Origin of the sequence: Planktotalea frisia, assembly GCF_001890925.1 — a bacterium.
GTDB classification, from domain to species: domain Bacteria; phylum Pseudomonadota; class Alphaproteobacteria; order Rhodobacterales; family Rhodobacteraceae; genus Planktotalea; species Planktotalea frisia.
Window position 1 is genome coordinate 1 of record NZ_MLCB01000204.1, and the last position, 16,914, is coordinate 16,914.

The window sequence follows — 16,914 nt, forward strand, 5'->3', positions numbered from 1 at the left end:
TTTTGGGGCCGATGATTATCTTACCAAACCATTCCATCGGGAAGAGCTTATTGCGTGCTCTGACAAAAGCGGGCCAACTTCGCGACGCTTTGGCGCTTTGGTAATTGGCTTGATCATCGTGTGAGCTGAAATATAGGACATTGGGAATTCCTTTGGTCAACATTTTGTTAACCATGGTTTCTCCCCTCAATGCGTTTGAAATACGGCGCGCCAAAGACAGTTTCGTGTCGCAGGCCACCAGCCCTTGCGCCGCACGCCTATCCCCGCTAACAGAACGAAGCTTTCCGCAGGACGTTTTCACTGCGCAGTCTCTCGTGACCGGGGCGCGGAAAGTTTATTGTTCTGGTCTTTGAAATGCGCCGATACATGAATGGAGCACACATGCCTTTATATGAGCATGTCATGATTGCGCGGCAGGACTTGTCCAACACGCAAGCAGAAGGTCTTATCGAACATTTTGGCACAGTCCTCGCGGACAACGGCGGCAAGCTGGTTGATAGCGAGTATTGGGGCGTCAAAACGATGGCCTATAAGATTAACAAGAACCGCAAAGGCCACTATGCCTTTTTGCGTTCCGATGCACCGGCACCTGCTGTGCAGGAGATGGAGCGTTTGATGCGTTTGCATGAAGACGTTATGCGCGTTCTGACGATCAAAATGGACGAGCACGCTGAATTGCCATCCGTTCAAATGCAGAAACGCGAAGAGCGCGGCGAACGCCGTGAGCGTCGCTAATTTAACCTGAAGAAAGGATCCTAAACCATGGCTGCAAAACCATTTTTCCGCCGTCGTAAAGTGTGCCCCTTCTCAGGCGAGAATGCACCAAAGATCGACTATAAAGACACACGTTTGCTTCAGCGCTACATCTCTGAGCGTGGCAAAATCGTGCCGTCCCGTATCACCGCAGTATCTGCGAAAAAGCAGCGTGAATTGGCTCGTGCCATCAAACGCGCCCGCTTCCTCGCGCTTCTGCCCTACGCTGTGAAATAAGGAGAACGATCATGAAAGTTATCCTTCTTGAGCGCGTCGCGAAACTCGGCCAAATGGGCGATGTTGTTGACGTTAAAGCTGGTTACGCACGTAACTTCCTGCTGCCACAGCACAAAGGCCTCACAGCCTCTGCCGCTAACATTGCAAGCTTTGAAGCGCGTAAAGCGCAACTCGAAGTGAACAACTTAGAAACCAAAAAAGAAGCCGAAGATATGGCATCTCGCTTGGATGGTCAGAAGTTCGTTGTGATTCGCCAAGCGTCTGACGCCGGCTACCTTTATGGTTCCGTCACAACACGCGACGCGTCTGACGCGGCAACTGACGGCGGCTTCTCTGTGGATCGCAAGCAGGTCATCCTGCAAGCGCCTATTAAAGAGCTTGGCCTTCACGCTGTCACAGTACGCCTGCACCCTGAGGTTGACGCCGAAATCATCATGAACGTTGCACGTTCTGTTGAAGAAGCAGAGCTTCAGGCATCCGGTAAATCCATCCAGGAGCTAGCGGCAGAGGAAGAAGCAGCAGCTGATTTCGAAATCGCAGAGCTCTTTGATGATATCGGTTCCGCAGCCATGGACGACGATGACGCGGCAACTGCTGCGGCACCAACGTCCGATGCGGATCAAGCTGACGAAGCGTAATCGTTTCTATCAACAATGGTTTAGGAGGGCCGCGATTGTTTTCGCGGCCCTTTTTTTATTTAAAATGATTGATAAATTGTCAAATTGAGTAAGCCATATTTCGCCTAAATACTACGCATAGCACTCCACAGCCTTAACCGTATACCGCACAAGAGCTTGCAACTACTGGCATTTTCGGTTCATATGACGTGACTGTGATTTGCGTCAAGTGAATGAGAGCGCAAATCAAGTGAATAAGGTGAGTACAATGACGAATTGTAGATGTTTTAATTGGGGCCAGAATTAAAGGTCGCCGCATCGCTTTAAAGATTTCCCAAACCAAGCTTGCTGAAGCGGTTGGGGTTCGGTTTCAACAAGTTCAGAAATATGAATCAGGTGCCAATCGCGTGAGCGCGTCTCGGCTTTTGCTTATCGCAGAGACCTTGGGTGTTCCAATTTCCTATTTTTTCCAAGGCCTTGATAGCGCCAATGCAAGCCATGATGAGACAGGCGCGGAGCTCACGCGCTCTACCGCTCCAATGAATGCTTTGAGCGATGCGCGCGTTTCTGAAATTCTCGCTCTAGTTGAAACGCTTCCGACCGAACAACAGATGGCCGTTCTCGCATTCCTGCGGACTTTGTCAAAAACATCAGAACCGGTTTAAGCCTAAAGCATTTTTTAGTCGTCGAATGAAGATGATTGTTTTATTCCGCCTAACATGAGACGTTGTGAGCGCTGACAAAAGTAGCGCTCACACAGGCTCTCCTATGGAAATCATCGATCTAGGTGAATTGAAAGCAAGCGATACAGAGCCTGCAGAAACAGTCCGCTTTACAATTGAACGTCAACAAAAACCCAATCTGCCCTCTTGGATGCGTCGCGCAGATGCGCCGCTTTATGGCTACAAGATCGCGGACAAAGACATTGAACGGTTTCGCACTTATCAGCGCGTAGCGCGTCTTGCCAAAGCTGAAAAACGCGGCGGCTCGATTTCGGTCAGAACAGAGGTATGCCGCCTCGCTGATGAGCTTCCGTCAGAAATTCTCGTCAGCGTGTTCATCAAAACCATCGAAATCGATGACTACGTGCCGTTCTTTGAAGATCAGGACGTGACCGAACATGCATCGAAAGAGGATATCACCGAGCTCGTGCCACTTTGCGGTTAAAGCAATAAAAAACCCCGCCTGAAACAAGCGGGGTTTTTCAATTTATCAAAGAAGAAGAGTTTACTCTTCTTCAAGCGCCTCAACGGCTTTTTGCAGATCGTCTTTGCTGATCTCTTTGTCTGTGACTTGCGCCAACTCAACAATGTAGTCCACAACCTTGTCTTCGAACAAAGGTGCGCGCATCTGCTGCTGCATCTGCTGGTTTTGCTGAACGAATTCAAAGAACTCACGCTCTTGACCCGGGTACTGACGTGCCTGGTTCATCATCGCTTGCGTCATCTCAGCGTCGGTCACTTGAACCTCTGCCTTTTGACCAAGTTCTGCCAACAAAAGACCCAAACGCACACGGCGCTCAGCCAATGAGTTGTGCTCATCGGTTGGCTCAACCTTATCGTGGCTGTGATCATTTGGATCGAGATCTTTGTTTTCCTCATGGAACAACTGATGCGCAATCTGGTCCGCTTCTGCTGTCACCAAGGATGGTGGCAAATCGAAGGAAACGATGTCGTCAAGCTTGTCCAACAGGCCACGCTTCATCACAGCGCGTGCAGCACCTGTGTATTCCGCTTCTAGGCGCTCTGCGATCTGAACTTTGAGGGCAGCAAGGTCTTCCGCGCCGAACTTCGTCGCCAACTCGTCGTTGACCTCAGCCGCGACAGGCTCTTTCACTGCTTTGATTGTGCACGTGAAAATCGCTTCTTTGCCTGCGAGGTGCTCAGCTTGGTACGGGTCAGGGAACGTAACAGTCACGTCCTTAACTTCGTCCGCTTTCACGCCAACAAGCTGCTCTTCAAAGCCAGGAATGAACTGGTTGGAGCCCAGAACGAGTGGGAAATCTTCGCCCGCGCCGCCGTCAAATGCGACGTCGTCAACTTTGCCCAAGAAATCCATGGTAACCTGATCGCCGTCTTTGGCTTTGGAGCCCTTTTTGCGATCTTTGAAGTCCTGAGCTGTCTCAGCCAAGTTCGCCAACGCCTCATCAACAGACGCGTCATCCGCTTTCGCGATCAAACGCTCAAGTTCGATCTTGCTCAGGTCAACTTCTGGGATCTCAGGCAGCGCTTCGTAGGACATTGTGACATTAACATCGTCGCCCTCTTTCCACGTCTCACCGTCGACCATAACGACCTCAGGCTGAAGCGCTGGACGATCGCCGGATGTCTCGAAGTGCTCGGACATTGCGCCATCAACAGCTTCCTGCATGGCTTCGCCAAGAATACGCTGGCCGAATTGCTTTTTCAGCAATGGCATAGGGACTTTACCCTTACGAAAGCCCTTCATCTCGACTTCTGGGCGCGCTTCTTCAAGCTTTTCGTTCACTTTCGCTTCCAGCTCAGCCGCTGCGATAGTGATGGAGTAGCCTCGCTTGAGACCTTCGTTTAGTGTTTCGGTGACCTGCATGTCGTCCTTATCCATGTCGTAGGGGCCGCAGAGGCGTCCGCGGCGGTCAAAATCTGGGCCTTATTATTGCTGGAAACCATTGGGGGCAAGCAGATTCGCGCGCTTAAAAATGGCCAAGTTGGATTGCGGTTCAGCTTGAAGAGTGGAGCGCTCTCTTTGTTGGTTTTGGAATTGGCCAATGCCTAAAATCCGAAGTCCATTTATTAGGTGTGAAACAGCTTGCGAGTGGCGATCAAATCATTCACATTCAAATAATAGAATTTATTGGGAGCCACACATGTCGTTCACTCGCCGCACATTCCTCCAAACAGGGGCGGCCCTGCCCTTGCTCGGCTCTCTGCCAACACTTGCGAAAGCCGAACTCAGTCTAGGCTCCGCAACCCTTACCACTGTCAGCGATGGCAATCTCGTCCTGCCTGCCAACTTCATCTTTGAGACAATGCCACAGGATGAACTTGCCCCTTTGATCCAAGAATTCAGCCTCTCCGGTGAACGCATCACGCCAGAGTGCAACCTCGCGCTTTACCAAGACGGCACAAACACAGTCCTCTTCGACGTTGGGTCCGGCCCTGATTTTATGCCGAGCGCGGGCAGTGTTGTTAATAGCCTTGATGCCATCGGCGTTGCGCCCGAAGATGTCACGCACGTTTTATTCACCCATGCGCACCCCGATCATATCTGGGGCCTGCTCGATGATTTCGATGAACCTGTGTTCTACGAAGCCGAATATATGATGGGTCGCGCAGAGTGGGACTATTGGTGGAACCCCGAAACCGTGAATACCATCGGCGACGCGCGCGCGGCTTTTGCAGTGGGTGCCAAGCGGCGCATGGAGATGATCGAGAACGCAGTGACTTTGTTCGATGATGGACAGGAAGTTCTACCCGGTATCGCTGCGGTCTCAACGCCGGGACATACTCCCGGTCACATGGCTTTTGAAGTTAGAAACGGCAGCCACGCCGCGATGATTTTGGGGGATGCGATCGGCAATCACCATGTGGCCTTTCGCAAACCAGATTGGCGCAGTGGTTCTGACCAAGACGGTGATCTCGCCATAAAAACTCGCAACATGCTGCTGGATCGCTTGAGTTCAGAGCAAATGGACCTCATCGGCTTTCACCTACCAAATGGAGGGATCGGACGTGCAGAGAAATCCGCAGATGGTTACACCTTCGTTTCGGAGGCGTCCTGATGTTAAGACTTACCACCTTCCTTACCGCCCTTGTCACCCTGCCCGTCTTCGCCAGTGAAGACATCGCAGATCAATACCCCGCCTCTGCGCTCTATTCCAAACCCGTCGAAGTCATCCCGCACGTGTGGTCCGCCATCGGCGCGACGGCCCCACCCAATTACGACAACGCAGGCCACAACAATAATCTCAGCTTCATCGTGACGGGTGATGGTGTGATCGTCATCAACGGCGGTGCGGCCTACATCCTAGCCAAAGCGCTGCACGATGAAATCAAAGCGATAACCGATCAGCCTGTAAAACTGGTCATTGATGAAAACGGCCAAGGACATGCGATGCTTGGCAATTCCTATTGGTCCGAACTCGGTGTGCCGATCCTTGCCCATGTGGATGCCGCCCATGAATTCGAAGAGCGCGGCAGCAGCATTCTAGCCAATATGAAGCGCTATAATCGTGACAAGGCCGAAGGCACATTCGTTGCGCTACCAACGGAAACTTTCGATGAGCCGCGCACAATCACCATGGGCGATTTCACAATAGAAGTTATGCACCTCGGCCCATCCCATGGCCCCGGTGATACGCAGGTTTGGCTACCGGAACAGAGCCTTGTGATTGCAGGTGACATGGCGTTTCACGAACGCATGTTGCCAATTTTTGAGGACACTATTGTCTATGATTGGATCGAAACGTGGGAAACCGGTTTTGAGGCGTTGAACGCCACATACGTCATCCCTGGTCACGGCCATCCCACCAACATGGCGCAGGTGCGCCGTTATACGCACGATTACTTGGTGCACCTTCGCACTGTTGTTGGGGCACACTTAGAGGACGGCGGTGATCTGGCAGAGGCGTATTATGTCGATCAAAGCGCCTATACCAATCTTGATACTTTCAAAGAGCTCGCGACGCGCAACGCTGGGCGCGTCTACGAGCAAATGGAGTTTGAGTAGACCTTAAGCGGTCACTGCATTCCCGCGCGGTTGAAGAAGAACACGCGCGAGCAGAGCACCGGAAATGATCGCCCCGAGCGCGAGCAACGACGCAATGCTCAGCGTGGCACTGCCTGACAGGCCCGCACCGATTGTGCACCCGCCTGCAAGAACGCCACCAACGCCCATCAACGCACCACCAAGCGAATAGCGCAGTGTTTGCTCTGGGCTCTCGAAGCTTTGCAGCTTGAGTTCTTTGCGTGCCGCCGCGCTGAGAAAGGCACCGACAAATACGCCACCTAGAAGACCAGTACCAAACCCCGCGGGGATCGCGCTTGATGCGATGGTCCAGAACAACGTGTCTGCCCATGGCAAAGTAAAGGCCGCAGATTGCACTGGCAGTGGGTCAAACTCGTCCATCAACAAAACGGATGTCCCTGCCCAACCAGCAACCGCGACAAGACCGATGACCGCGCCAAGAACGAGATGCAAAGTCGACGTATGCGAGCGACGCCCCAAAACAACGGCCGCCAACAACAAAGCCAACGCAACTACGGGCGCGACGCCACCAAACTCGGCCAGCGAGCCAATCCCAAAATCTTGTTGCACAGAGCCAAGCGCGACGCGCACGGGAGCCAAGACGCCTTTGAGGGTCGCGTGGGCTACAATAGCGAAAATCAGAATAACGCTCAGCGCACGCAGGTTGCCCGACGCAGAGAGCACCGTGAGGCGTGACATGCACCCGCGCGTCAGCACCATGCCGATGCCAAACGCCAAACCACCCAGCACAATCGCGAGAACTGGTACAGAGGACGCGAGCAAACGGTGATCTCCAAGGTCAACAAAGCCATAGCTCTGCTCAACCGCAAACCCACCAATCGCAGTGGCGAGCGCCATCAGCCAGACTGCCGCCGCAGAGCGATCGCCGCCCTCTTCACCTGCAACAGCGCGGCGCAAACAGAATTTAGAGATTTGCGCAGCGATACCGAACACCAAACCCAAGATCAGGCCATAGATCACATGGACCGTTTGCACCGGAACCTCGAAGGGAAGAATTTCTAACAACATGGAGCGTACCTCTCTTAAAGCGCCTGCGCGCGTGAGAAGGTAGATAGTCCCAACTGGAGAAAACAAAAGCTTGTAGAGCGGAACGACACAGGGCTGAAAATCTAGTTATGCAGAACAATGTTCCGAAAAACGATAAAGCTAGGCGATATCATTCTACGTTCAGACCACACATAACACGTGTTGGTCTTAAAAAGCAGCCACGTAGAAAAACTTCAGAAATCCACCGCTTCTTCGACGATCCCTTCCAGCAACGCCTGCACCTTTTGCATCGCACCGTTTGGATACTGGCGATAGCCGATCATCACCTCGCCTGCGCGCTCAGCCACGAATATGCTGTAGGGACAGTGCTGAATGTTCATTGGCTCTTCTTCCATGACTTCGCGCGAAACCTTTGCGGAGCAGAACAAGAAGATATCAGCTGCTTCAAAAATGGTAACATCACTGCCCACATCTTTCGCTGTGCGATTGAGCATATCACCTGTGTGGCTGACGTAATCGATCACCAATCCTTTGCCCACGATTGCAGTTTCGACCGCAAAAGTCGCATCATCGAATGTACCGTCATAAGTTTTAAGGATAGGAGCTTCTGCATAGGCAATCTGCGCCACGCTAAAAGCAATCGTTGAGAGTAAGGCAAGTCGCATAGAACCCTCCTAAGGTGTGGCTCGGCCCTTAAGTGGGCCGAACCTTTGTCAATTAGCCGAACATGTCAGTTGTGATGCCAGTGTACCAGCCTTCGGACTCTTCATAGGTGGCTTTGCGCACATCCGCGCTTTCGCCTGTCGCAGAGATAAACCCGTCCACTTTAGCGATCTTCTCGTCGGTCGCTTCATAGGTCGCGCCGACTTTCACGCCATTGTTGGTATCAATGAGTGACCAGCATGTGTTCGCAAATTTTGCAGGGAACACACGAGAGCCCGTCAATGCACCGCGCACCGCGTTTGCGCAAACCTTGGCTTGGCTGTTCGCAGAAAAGCCAGATTTTGGCATGTCGCCTTGCTGAGAAGAATCCCCAAGAACATAAACGTCAGGGTCCGCTTTCGTGGACATATCAATCGCATTGACTGGTGCCCAATTGCCGTCTGTGACGCCCGCAAGCTCGGCAATGCGGCCTGCTTTCATCGCGGGGATGACGTTGCACACATCCACATTAGTCACTTCGCCGTCAATCGTTACGGTCATCGCATTGGCATCAACAGAGACGTTGTCGCCGCCAAAATCAGAACCGATCCAGTCAATCATACCTTCGTAGTTATTCGCCCAACCTTCTTGGAAGAGCGCCATTTTGGAAAACTTCGGCTTTGGGTCAGCCACGATAATCTTGGCGGTTGGATTGTTGTTTTTAAGGAAGTGCGCCACCATCGAGACACGCTCGTATGGACCAGGAGGGCAACGATAAGGGTTCGGTGGCGCGACCATCGCAAAAGTGCCACCCTCAGGCATCGCCATCAGCTGTGCTTTGAGCAATTCAGACTGCGAACCGGCCTTGTAAGCATGTGGCATTGCATTTTGCGCGCTGAGATCCCAGCCTTCAACCGCGCCCTCAACAAAGTCGATACCGGGGCTTAGAATAAGCTTGTCATAGGCAACAGTTGCGCCGCCTGCGAGCGTTACAGTCTTCGCATCGCGGTCCACACCAATCGCCCAATCATGCACAACATTTACGCCGCCAGACGCAAGTGTTCCATAGGAGTGGCCGATGTCTTCGATCTCCTTGAACCCACCGAGGTAAAGGTTCGAAAAGAAACAAGTGTAGTACATGCGCGAAGGTTCAATCAGCGTGACGTCGATTTCGCCTTTGCTGTCTTTCGCGATATAGCGCGCGGCAGTTGCACCGCCTGCACCACCACCAACCACAACAACCCGTGGCTTGCCGTGACCGTCCGCTTTTACCATCGGTGCCGCAAGTGCGGCGGCCGCAGCGGCAGAGGTTCCTAGAAAGTGCCTTCTGTTAATCGTCATTTTACTCTCCCTATTATGCCCTAGTTTTCTAAGGTCTTAAAATGCGCAGCCAAGGCCGCGATCTCTTCATCGCTCATACGATTGGCGATGATCTGCATCACTTCATTGTCGCGATGCTTTGCTTTGTAAGCGTGTAGCGCTGTGACGAACGGTTCTGTTTCCCAGCCCGTAATGCTGGGAATACCGTTGGCACTGCCATCCACTTGGTGACAAGTCGTACATTCAGAGGCCAGGTATTCACCGTATTCCAAATCCCCTTCAAGCGCCAAGATGTCAGCAGATACACTGAACGCGTCAGGTTGAATGTCAGGCGCAATCGCCGCCTGTTCACTCCCCGAGAAAGCTATTCAGATACGCAATAATTGCTACCTGATCTCCTTCCTTCTTAAGACCTGAAAAGCTCATCCTTGTGCCTTTCATATAAGACTTTGGTTTAGCGAGAAATTCAGTGAGTGAAGCTTCGTCCCAAATGCGCCCTTCGTCAGCGGCTGCTTGGAATACGTTGGAATACTTGAAGCCTTCAACAGACCCCATTGTTCGCCCAATCAATGCATTCAACTGCGGACCTGACTTGTTTTTCGCACCATTGCCGACTTCGTGGCAGGCCTTGCACTTTTTAAAGACCTTCTCACCTGCTTTAATGAGTTCAGCGCCTTCGTCAGCGGGCTCTTCGACAGCTGCTGCCGCCACTTCGACGACCGCTTCCGGCTTGGCTTGCGCTTCTGGAATGAAAGACGCACCCGCAGATGAAAAGCTTGGCAGCCCCTCTACGCTTGCAGGGTTCATCACAGATTCAGAGCCGCCCTCGGGCGGTGTGTTCACCAAGAAAACAGAGCGCATAGTGACTGTGACTTCCTCCTTGCAGTTACTCATGCAGGGCTCAACACTCCACGCGGCGTATTCTGCCTCCGGACGATCATCGACGACGAAACCGTCCTTGTTCGGCATCTTGAACGCGCCAAGATTTTCATGGCTCAACTCAAACTCATCATCGATTAGATCATTGGAAAAAAGGATGTAGGCGACAATCGCATAGGTCTCATCGGGCGTTAGAGTTCCTGCCTCGCCAAAGGGCATTGACCGGTACACATAGTCATAAACGGTAGACAGATGCGGCCAGTAAGACCCAACGGTTTTGACGGGATCCTCATCCGCCAAAGTGTCAAAACCCCCCGCCAAAACAGGCCAATTATCAACACCTTCCGCGAAATCACCGTGACATGCTGCGCATTTGTCTGCGAACAACTCCTCACCGTCAAAAGCATTGCCTGTGCCTTCCGGCAAACCACGACCATCAGGCAAGACGTCAACGTCCCATGCTGCAATCTCTTCAAGCAAAGCTTCGCGACCTAGACCCATTGCACCATCGCGCACAGGCGCAGGCGCGCTCATCGACGTTGCCACCGCAGGGCGTGCTTCAAGTTCTGCGATCTTTGCTTTCGCTGAGTCTTGTACCAAAGCAATCTGCGATTTGAGATCAGTGTTCGCTTCTTCTTGGCTCACCAAACGTGCCTCAGCTGCTTGTGCTTGCGCGCGCGCTATATCGGCTTCATCTGCTTTGTAACTGCGCGTCATGGTGCCGTAAGCACCACCAAGAACGATGCCTGTTACGCCAAGAGCTGGGAGTAGTATATTAGGAGACTTCGACATTCTCAGCGATCCCTTCTGCGTTTACATACCAAGTCTGGATGCAGTTATTGTGATATACGGAATTCTCGCCACGCGTCTCGCGAAGCTGATCTTTGGTGGGTTGCACATAGCCGGTTTCGTCCATCGCACGGGCTTGCAACAGCATCGGTGCGCCGTCCCAATCTACGTCGAGATAAAAACGCGTCAGCGCTTTCGTGTCGCCCTGCTTGCCAAGACGCGCGGTTTCCCACGTGATGCCGCCATCACGAGACACATCCACGCGCGTGATTTGACCATGACCCGACCATGCAAGGCCCGAGATAACCAAAGGCCCTTTGCCATGAGTGATCGGCATTTGCGGGCTTGGCGAGGTGATAACGGACTTTGCATCCATCACCCATGTCCATTTACGCGCAGTGCCGTCCTCTAGAACGTCGGTGTATTTGCTAGTTTCTTCGCGGCTTTCCGTAGGCGTATCAGACACTTCAATGCGGCGGATCCATTTGACCCACATGTTGCCTTCCCAGCCGGGCACAACAAGGCGCACAGGATAGCCGTGCTCCATACGCAGCGCCTCGCCGTTGGCTTTGAACGCGACAAGCACGTCATCAAGCGCCTTTTCCATCGGGATGGAGCGACCATTTGACGACGCATCCGCACCCTCCACATAGACCCATTTGTCTTTCAGATCCCCAGCCGCGCCAAGCCCCGCCTCATTGAGCAAGGCACGTAGCGGGACGCCTGTATATTCCATGTTGTGGATCATGCCGTGGGTGAACTGCACGCCATTGAGCTGCGCACCGGCCCATTCCATACCAGTATTCGCCGCACATTCGCAGAAATACACATGGTTCTCGCGCGGAAAACGCTCAAGATCAGCGTAGGTAAACACAAGAGGTTTGTCCACCAAGCCATTGATCATCAACCGATAATCTTCTTTACGCAATTCAATCGCGCCAGAGTGGTGACGCTCAAACGCGCAGCCTTGTGGCGTGATTGTGCCCTCTAACGCGTGGATCGGCGTGAAGTTAATCGACGAAATCGGCGAGGCGGTAAGCCACTCCACATTGCGGCGCACCACGTGGGATTCATATTCAATTGGCATCCCATAAGGGGTCTCATCTACGCCCGCGCCTGTGATCGACGCCCAGTCTTGCACGTCTGTGATCAACGGATCAGCAGTTTGCGCCGACGCGGCCCCTGCAACGGTTCCCGCCGCGGCTGCAGCACTGCCGCGTAAAAACGCGCGACGTGAGGGTTTATGCATCTCGTCCATGTCTCAAACTCTCTATTCGTGTTTCGTTAAACGCCGACAACTTCGACGCTGTTGTTCTGTTCGACTGTGACCGTACCAAGCTTGGCGATATGGTTTTCAACCACGTCCCAAATCTGCGGTCCTTCGGTGTTTTCATTGACCGATGCCCAACCCGCGACCACGTAAGCGCGGGCGGGATCAATCAGCTCTCCCGTAGAGAGCAGCGTCATATTGCTGATGCGCTCGCCTTGGGGTTTGGACACATCAATGCGGTAGCCGAGACCACCGGTGCGCACCATGTCGCCGCCTTGCTGGTAATAAGGATCAGGGTTGAAGATATTGTCAGCCACGTCTTCAAGAATGACTTGGAGAAATTCACCAGTCATTTCAGTGCGATACGCTTTTCCGTAACTCATTGATGTGACGCCGAAAATATCTTCGCGCGTGATATCTTGACCCGGCACCACAGATGGCCCCCAACGTACACCGGGGCTAAGGGCGATCTCAGCATCGCGCTCGGAAATGAGCGCATCGCAAATCACATCATCCCATGTGCCATTGAAATTGCCACGACGATACAAAAGGCTGTCGGTCTGTCCGATGACTTCAGCCATGTCCGCAACGTGTGGCGCGCGCTGCTCATCGATGAGCGCTGCGACCTCTGCATCAGGTTCAATCACATCAGAGAAAATCGGGATCAGCTTCGTGCGATAGCCCATCATCCGCCCGTCGCGGATATCCAGATCAACGCGGCTGACGAACTTTCCGTTCGAGCCTGACGGCAAGATAATCGTCTGACCAACAGTCACAGGCTCAGGCAAAGCGTCGTGGGTATGACCCGACAAGATCACGTCGATCCCCGGCACCACGCTCGCCATTTTCTTGTCCACGTCAAAACCATTGTGGCTCAGGACCACTACGCATTCCGCGCCTGCTGCGCGCACTTCTTGCACCATCGCGTTCATGTTTTCGTCGCGTATGCCAAACGAATACTCAGGGAACATCCAGCCAGGATTGGCGATTGGCATGTATGGGAAAGCTTGGCCGATCACCGCGATCTTTGTGCCCCCACGTTCGAACATTTTGTAAGGTGGGAACAATTCTGTCGGCTCGTCCCATTCCGCGTCAAAGATGTTCTGACCGAGCGCTGCAAATGGCAAGCTCTCGACGATCTCTTGCACGCGCTCACTACCCAGCGTGAATTCCCAGTGGAAAGTCATCGCATCAGGTTTCAGCGCATTCATCACGTTGACCATGTCCTGCCCTTGGGTCTTGAGACAGGTGTAAGAACCATGCCACGTATCACCGCCGTCGAGCAGGATCGCGTCAGGGCGATCTGCACGGATTGCTTTGATCACAGTCGCCACACGATCGAGGCCACCTACCCGTCCATAAGCCTGCGCCAGCGATGAAAAGTCACCAGAACTCAGCGCATAATGGCTCGGGCTGCCATCGGCGATGCCGTATGCTTTGCGAAAATCAGCGCCAGTTATATGTGGCACGACACCTTTGTTGTCGCCCACACCAATGTTGATGGATGGTTCGCGAAAATGGATCGGTTTCAGCTGGCCATGAATATCTGTGATATGGATCAGCGAGACATTTCCAAAGGTATCAAATTCAAGCAGTTGATCTTGGGTAAGGCTCTGCTGTGCCGCCAGACGCGACCAATTGCCGAAACCGGATGCGCCCACCAGCGCAGAGGCTGCCATACTAACCTGTAGAAAATCACGACGAGATATCATGGGGTACTCGATCCTTAATACATATGCGCATAATTGAATGCGATTAAGAGAAGAAAACCCCACGCCAGTCAGGCGCAGGGTTCAACTTGATTTAGTTACGGACCGAAGGCCCTTCGACGCTCAAACCATTGCCGCGCGATGCGACATAAAGCTCAAGCGCGATGAACTCATCAGAACCAGGATTGTACGTCTCAGCGCGTGTGTCACGTACACAGCCTTTGAAACGCGCATGCGCCGAGTTCAGCTTGGTGTTTTTCAAACGGTATGTTGGAAAACCGTTGATCTGACCTTGGCTCAAGTGATCGGCGCGGATCATCATTCCGTAGCTGTCTTCGTGGCAGTTGGCGCAAGACAGCTCAAGTTGACCTGTGCGCGCGTAATACAGCTCTTTGCCCTGCTCCCACGTGGATTGCGCGGGACCGTCGATTGCAACGTTCACAGGCATACCCCGAGATACAGAAGAAATCAGCGCAACCATGTCCGTCATGGTGCCGCCAGTATACTTCCACTTTTCAGCGCCCATACGTTCTGTACGGCAGTTGTTGACCTCCATCGCGAGGGTCGTGACCTTGCCCTTCTCTTCGTTGTACTTTGGATAGACAGCACGCACGCCAGCCATGCTTTCAGCCTCTCCGTGACAGCTTGCGCAAGATTTGCCTTCAGAGCCGTCAACCGTATCCCAGTTCTCCGACGCTTTTTCGACGCCAATCATGCCCGGGTTGTCAAAATCGTCCATTTGAAACGCTTGTGTCTCATCAGATCGAAAGTGCCAGCCAGAGTAAATTGTATCTACATTTTCCAGATGCGCAGGTGCAACTGTGGTCGTGATGATGTCAATTTCACCGTTGATGACCAGCTTATCAGTGTCCGCATCAGCAAACGCACTGGATGCAAGACCAGCCGCAACGACGCAGGCGAAAGCTGTTTTTAGCTTAAACGTATTTTTCATTTTTCCTCCCTGACGCAGATGCGTTAGCCCACTTTGATAGATTTGGTCTCTTCATAGACAGATCCGTCGTCATCATACCAAGTGAACTTGAAGTCACCGCTTTCTGGTACAACAGAATCGAACTGAAAGTACGGGTTGGTTGAGATCGCAGGCTCAAGCGTGACGTCGATCACGTTCTCGCCGTTAAAATCAGCCGTAAAACGGTTGATGATCGAGCGTGGTATCGCATTGCCGTCACTATCTTTACGCTGCCCGCTTTCCATCTTGTGGCTGATCAACGTTTTAATCGTGATCGTCTCGCCTGCGGATGCCGTTTTAGGGACTTTGACGCGGGGTTTTACACCTTTAGCCATGTTATTTCTCCTCGTCTTATCGCTTAGCCGCCGCAGCCGCCGATTGTTACTTTGATGTTCGCTTGTGTTTTTTGGAAGGATCCATCTTCCATCTGTGCAACTGCAACGACATTCTGTGTGCCCGCCAAACGAATACGCGTAGAAGCGCTGTGGGATGGGCTCAGCTTGCCGAACTTAAAGCTCGCAACCTTTGGTGTCGGGTTTCCATCAGCAAACAAAGCCACCATGACAGCTCCTGGTGCGTCGAAAGAGATTGGCACTGTGTTGCCGTTCTCAGCGATTTCAGGTGCGGTGATTGTCAAAGCACCCTCGCCCATTTCTGCGCCACCAGTGATCTCTGCAATCGCATCATCTGCAAGCGAAGCAAACGCTGGCATCGCGCCAAAGCTTGCAACAACTGCTGCGCCTGAGCTTATCGCAATCATATTACGTCGTGTGAGTTTCATCATAATCTCCTAATGCGTGACGACGCTTATTCCGTCAGGGTCGTCAAATATGCCACAACATCTTCGACCTGCTGTGCGGTCAGAAGTGGCTCAGGGTTTCCGGGGTGAGCTTTGCCTGTGTAGGCATCGCCAAGACGATAAAAGCCTTCGGTTCTGTAAAATGACGGCATCATTGTGCCTTCGAACATCACCTTAGCGTTTGCAACGATTCCGCGAAGCTCGGCTTCAGACCAGCGATCTCCCGCCCCATCAAGGGCTGGGCCGATCTCGCCTTGGAAAGCTAGATAATCAAGCGATGTAATCTGATGACACGCAATGCAGTTGCCCGCACCTTTGTTCATGATTTTTTCGCCTGCAGCAGCATCGCCCGCTTTGCCGCTGAGCGACATTGCGACGGCACCATCTTCATAAACAACGTCGGACGGCACAACTGTGTCAGCCGCAACCCCCGTTGCCAATACCGCAGTCAGCGCTGCGCTTATTGCCAGAATCTTCATATGGCCTCCCTTATTTTTACAGTACACTAATGCACACAATTCTGTGTTGGCAAGAACAAATTCAGTAATTTGAATTTTTCAATTTGTTTGCAAACGCAGCATTCACCCTTTTTGCTCTGCAAACTTGCGCGCGTGGTACTTCTGGAATGGCTCGTCGCTATTATAACCTTCCTCTACCACCCATGTGAGCATGTTGAGCGTCGTCCATTTCCCGAATGCTCCCGGCATGTTGGCAGCCGCAGCTTGCGTGGCCATAGCCCCTTCGAGCACGTCAGTTGGAAAGAAAGAAATACTGGGCGTGAACAAAGCACCCCAGCGTTTCACCATGTCCTTTTCGGCCAAAGTGGTGCCATCAAAATCAGTCACTTCCACATCGCCGAACATGTTGATCTGCACTACAAAAAAGTTCTCTTCGATGTAGTCGTTCACCTCTGGAACAGTGAAAACTTCCTCGTGCATCTTCTTGCAATAAATGCAGCCACGTTGCTCGACGATGATCATCAGGCGTTTGCCCTCTGCATTGGCTTCGGCCAAATCCTCGCTCAGATCTTTGAACGTATCGCGCATCCACGAGGTCTTGTGCAGACCATCATCGCCAATCTCGGCGGTCAGTGTCGTCGCGGCAAAAATTGCGCAAAATGTGAAAGTTAAAAATCTATACCGCTGCTACCCCAAAACCCGAATTTTTTCATGGGTTATGACGCGGAAATTGTCTGA

Annotated in this window: 20 protein-coding genes; 7 read left to right on the top strand and 13 right to left on the bottom strand. The window is 52.6% G+C overall.

What is annotated here, in order from left to right; all coding sequences use genetic code 11:
* Positions 1-381 precede the first annotated feature (381 nt).
* The 5 genes from rpsF (at position 382) to PFRI_RS18815 (ending at position 2,774) form a co-directional block, all read left to right on the top strand.
* Positions 382-735, top strand: coding sequence for a 30S ribosomal protein S6 (rpsF, locus tag PFRI_RS18795; protein WP_072632257.1), 354 nt, complete (start codon positions 382-384; stop codon positions 733-735).
* A gap of 27 nt (positions 736-762) precedes the next feature.
* Entirely contained in the window at positions 763-990 is a 228-nt protein-coding gene (rpsR, locus tag PFRI_RS18800) for a 30S ribosomal protein S18 (RefSeq protein ID WP_005608650.1), read from the top strand.
* A gap of 11 nt (positions 991-1,001) precedes the next feature.
* Positions 1,002-1,628, top strand: a complete 627-nt coding sequence (gene rplI, locus PFRI_RS18805) for a 50S ribosomal protein L9 (RefSeq protein ID WP_072632241.1) — start codon at positions 1,002-1,004, stop codon at positions 1,626-1,628.
* Positions 1,629-1,909: 281 nt separating this feature from the next.
* The gene (locus PFRI_RS18810) at positions 1,910-2,272 is read left to right on the top strand and encodes a helix-turn-helix domain-containing protein (RefSeq protein WP_281249337.1); all 363 of its coding nucleotides are present in this window, start codon (positions 1,910-1,912) and stop codon (positions 2,270-2,272) included.
* Between the two features lie 64 nt (positions 2,273-2,336).
* Positions 2,337-2,774, top strand: coding sequence for a hypothetical protein (locus PFRI_RS18815; protein ID WP_139292149.1), 438 nt, complete (start codon positions 2,337-2,339; stop codon positions 2,772-2,774).
* Between the two features lie 60 nt (positions 2,775-2,834).
* Here PFRI_RS18815 and tig read toward each other — a convergent pair whose 3' ends face one another.
* Entirely contained in the window at positions 2,835-4,175 is a 1,341-nt protein-coding gene (gene tig, locus PFRI_RS18820) for a trigger factor (protein WP_072632244.1), read from the bottom strand.
* A 277-nt stretch (positions 4,176-4,452) separates the two neighbouring features.
* Between tig and PFRI_RS18825 the strand changes: the two genes are divergently transcribed.
* Positions 4,453-5,367, top strand: coding sequence for an MBL fold metallo-hydrolase (locus PFRI_RS18825; protein ID WP_072632245.1), 915 nt, complete (start codon positions 4,453-4,455; stop codon positions 5,365-5,367).
* Entirely contained in the window at positions 5,367-6,314 is a 948-nt protein-coding gene (locus PFRI_RS18830; RefSeq protein ID WP_072632246.1) for an MBL fold metallo-hydrolase, read from the top strand. The genes PFRI_RS18825 and PFRI_RS18830 overlap by 1 nt, the downstream gene beginning before the upstream one ends.
* A 3-nt stretch (positions 6,315-6,317) precedes the next feature.
* On the opposite strand, the gene PFRI_RS18835 is transcribed toward PFRI_RS18830, so the two are convergent.
* From PFRI_RS18835 to PFRI_RS18890, 12 genes are all read right to left on the bottom strand, one after another.
* On the bottom strand, positions 6,318-7,361 hold the full coding sequence (locus PFRI_RS18835) for a YeeE/YedE family protein (protein ID WP_072632247.1): 1,044 nt from the start codon (positions 7,359-7,361) through the stop codon (positions 6,318-6,320).
* A gap of 212 nt (positions 7,362-7,573) precedes the next feature.
* A complete protein-coding gene (locus tag PFRI_RS18840) occupies positions 7,574-8,005 on the bottom strand; it encodes a DUF302 domain-containing protein (protein ID WP_111445597.1) in 432 nt (143 codons plus the stop codon).
* A 52-nt stretch (positions 8,006-8,057) separates the two neighbouring features.
* A complete protein-coding gene (locus PFRI_RS18845; RefSeq protein WP_072632248.1) occupies positions 8,058-9,323 on the bottom strand; it encodes an NAD(P)/FAD-dependent oxidoreductase in 1,266 nt (421 codons plus the stop codon).
* Positions 9,324-9,343: 20 nt separating this feature from the next.
* The gene (locus tag PFRI_RS18850; RefSeq protein ID WP_072632249.1) at positions 9,344-9,592 is read right to left on the bottom strand and encodes a c-type cytochrome; all 249 of its coding nucleotides are present in this window, start codon (positions 9,590-9,592) and stop codon (positions 9,344-9,346) included.
* Positions 9,593-9,650: 58 nt separating this feature from the next.
* Positions 9,651-10,973, bottom strand: coding sequence for a c-type cytochrome (locus tag PFRI_RS18855; protein ID WP_084649767.1), 1,323 nt, complete (start codon positions 10,971-10,973; stop codon positions 9,651-9,653).
* Positions 10,957-12,228, bottom strand: coding sequence for a sulfite dehydrogenase (gene soxC, locus PFRI_RS18860; RefSeq protein ID WP_072632250.1), 1,272 nt, complete (start codon positions 12,226-12,228; stop codon positions 10,957-10,959). Before soxC ends, PFRI_RS18855 begins: the two co-directional genes overlap by 17 nt.
* A 26-nt stretch (positions 12,229-12,254) precedes the next feature.
* Positions 12,255-13,952, bottom strand: coding sequence for a thiosulfohydrolase SoxB (gene soxB, locus PFRI_RS18865; protein WP_072632251.1), 1,698 nt, complete (start codon positions 13,950-13,952; stop codon positions 12,255-12,257).
* Between the two features lie 91 nt (positions 13,953-14,043).
* Complete coding sequence (soxA, locus tag PFRI_RS18870; protein ID WP_072632252.1) at positions 14,044-14,901, bottom strand: sulfur oxidation c-type cytochrome SoxA; 858 nt, start codon at positions 14,899-14,901, stop codon at positions 14,044-14,046.
* Positions 14,902-14,924: 23 nt separating this feature from the next.
* Positions 14,925-15,254, bottom strand: coding sequence for a thiosulfate oxidation carrier complex protein SoxZ (gene soxZ, locus PFRI_RS18875; RefSeq protein ID WP_072632253.1), 330 nt, complete (start codon positions 15,252-15,254; stop codon positions 14,925-14,927).
* A 23-nt stretch (positions 15,255-15,277) separates the two neighbouring features.
* Entirely contained in the window at positions 15,278-15,700 is a 423-nt protein-coding gene (gene soxY, locus PFRI_RS18880; protein WP_072632254.1) for a thiosulfate oxidation carrier protein SoxY, read from the bottom strand.
* A gap of 26 nt (positions 15,701-15,726) precedes the next feature.
* Entirely contained in the window at positions 15,727-16,197 is a 471-nt protein-coding gene (gene soxX / locus PFRI_RS18885) for a sulfur oxidation c-type cytochrome SoxX (protein ID WP_072632255.1), read from the bottom strand.
* A gap of 102 nt (positions 16,198-16,299) precedes the next feature.
* Positions 16,300-16,827, bottom strand: a complete 528-nt coding sequence (locus PFRI_RS18890) for a SoxW family protein (protein ID WP_072632256.1) — start codon at positions 16,825-16,827, stop codon at positions 16,300-16,302.
* Positions 16,828-16,914 lie beyond the last annotated feature (87 nt).

Coding starts and splice junctions, on each gene's coding strand:
- PFRI_RS18825 (WP_072632245.1), top strand. CDS start 4,453: ATGTCGTTCACTCGCCGCACATTCCTCCAAACAGGGGCGGCCCTGCCC.
- soxC (WP_072632250.1), bottom strand. CDS start 12,228: ATGGACGAGATGCATAAACCCTCACGTCGCGCGTTTTTACGCGGCAGT.
- soxZ (WP_072632253.1), bottom strand. CDS start 15,254: ATGGCTAAAGGTGTAAAACCCCGCGTCAAAGTCCCTAAAACGGCATCC.
- soxB (WP_072632251.1), bottom strand. CDS start 13,952: ATGATATCTCGTCGTGATTTTCTACAGGTTAGTATGGCAGCCTCTGCG.
- soxY (WP_072632254.1), bottom strand. CDS start 15,700: ATGAAACTCACACGACGTAATATGATTGCGATAAGCTCAGGCGCAGCA.
- rpsF (WP_072632257.1), top strand. CDS start 382: ATGCCTTTATATGAGCATGTCATGATTGCGCGGCAGGACTTGTCCAAC.
- rpsR (WP_005608650.1), top strand. CDS start 763: ATGGCTGCAAAACCATTTTTCCGCCGTCGTAAAGTGTGCCCCTTCTCA.
- soxX (WP_072632255.1), bottom strand. CDS start 16,197: ATGAAGATTCTGGCAATAAGCGCAGCGCTGACTGCGGTATTGGCAACG.
- tig (WP_072632244.1), bottom strand. CDS start 4,175: ATGCAGGTCACCGAAACACTAAACGAAGGTCTCAAGCGAGGCTACTCC.
- soxA (WP_072632252.1), bottom strand. CDS start 14,901: ATGAAAAATACGTTTAAGCTAAAAACAGCTTTCGCCTGCGTCGTTGCG.
- PFRI_RS18855 (WP_084649767.1), bottom strand. CDS start 10,973: ATGTCGAAGTCTCCTAATATACTACTCCCAGCTCTTGGCGTAACAGGC.
- rplI (WP_072632241.1), top strand. CDS start 1,002: ATGAAAGTTATCCTTCTTGAGCGCGTCGCGAAACTCGGCCAAATGGGC.
- PFRI_RS18835 (WP_072632247.1), bottom strand. CDS start 7,361: ATGTTGTTAGAAATTCTTCCCTTCGAGGTTCCGGTGCAAACGGTCCAT.
- PFRI_RS18840 (WP_111445597.1), bottom strand. CDS start 8,005: ATGCGACTTGCCTTACTCTCAACGATTGCTTTTAGCGTGGCGCAGATT.
- PFRI_RS18830 (WP_072632246.1), top strand. CDS start 5,367: ATGTTAAGACTTACCACCTTCCTTACCGCCCTTGTCACCCTGCCCGTC.
- PFRI_RS18845 (WP_072632248.1), bottom strand. CDS start 9,323: ATGACGATTAACAGAAGGCACTTTCTAGGAACCTCTGCCGCTGCGGCC.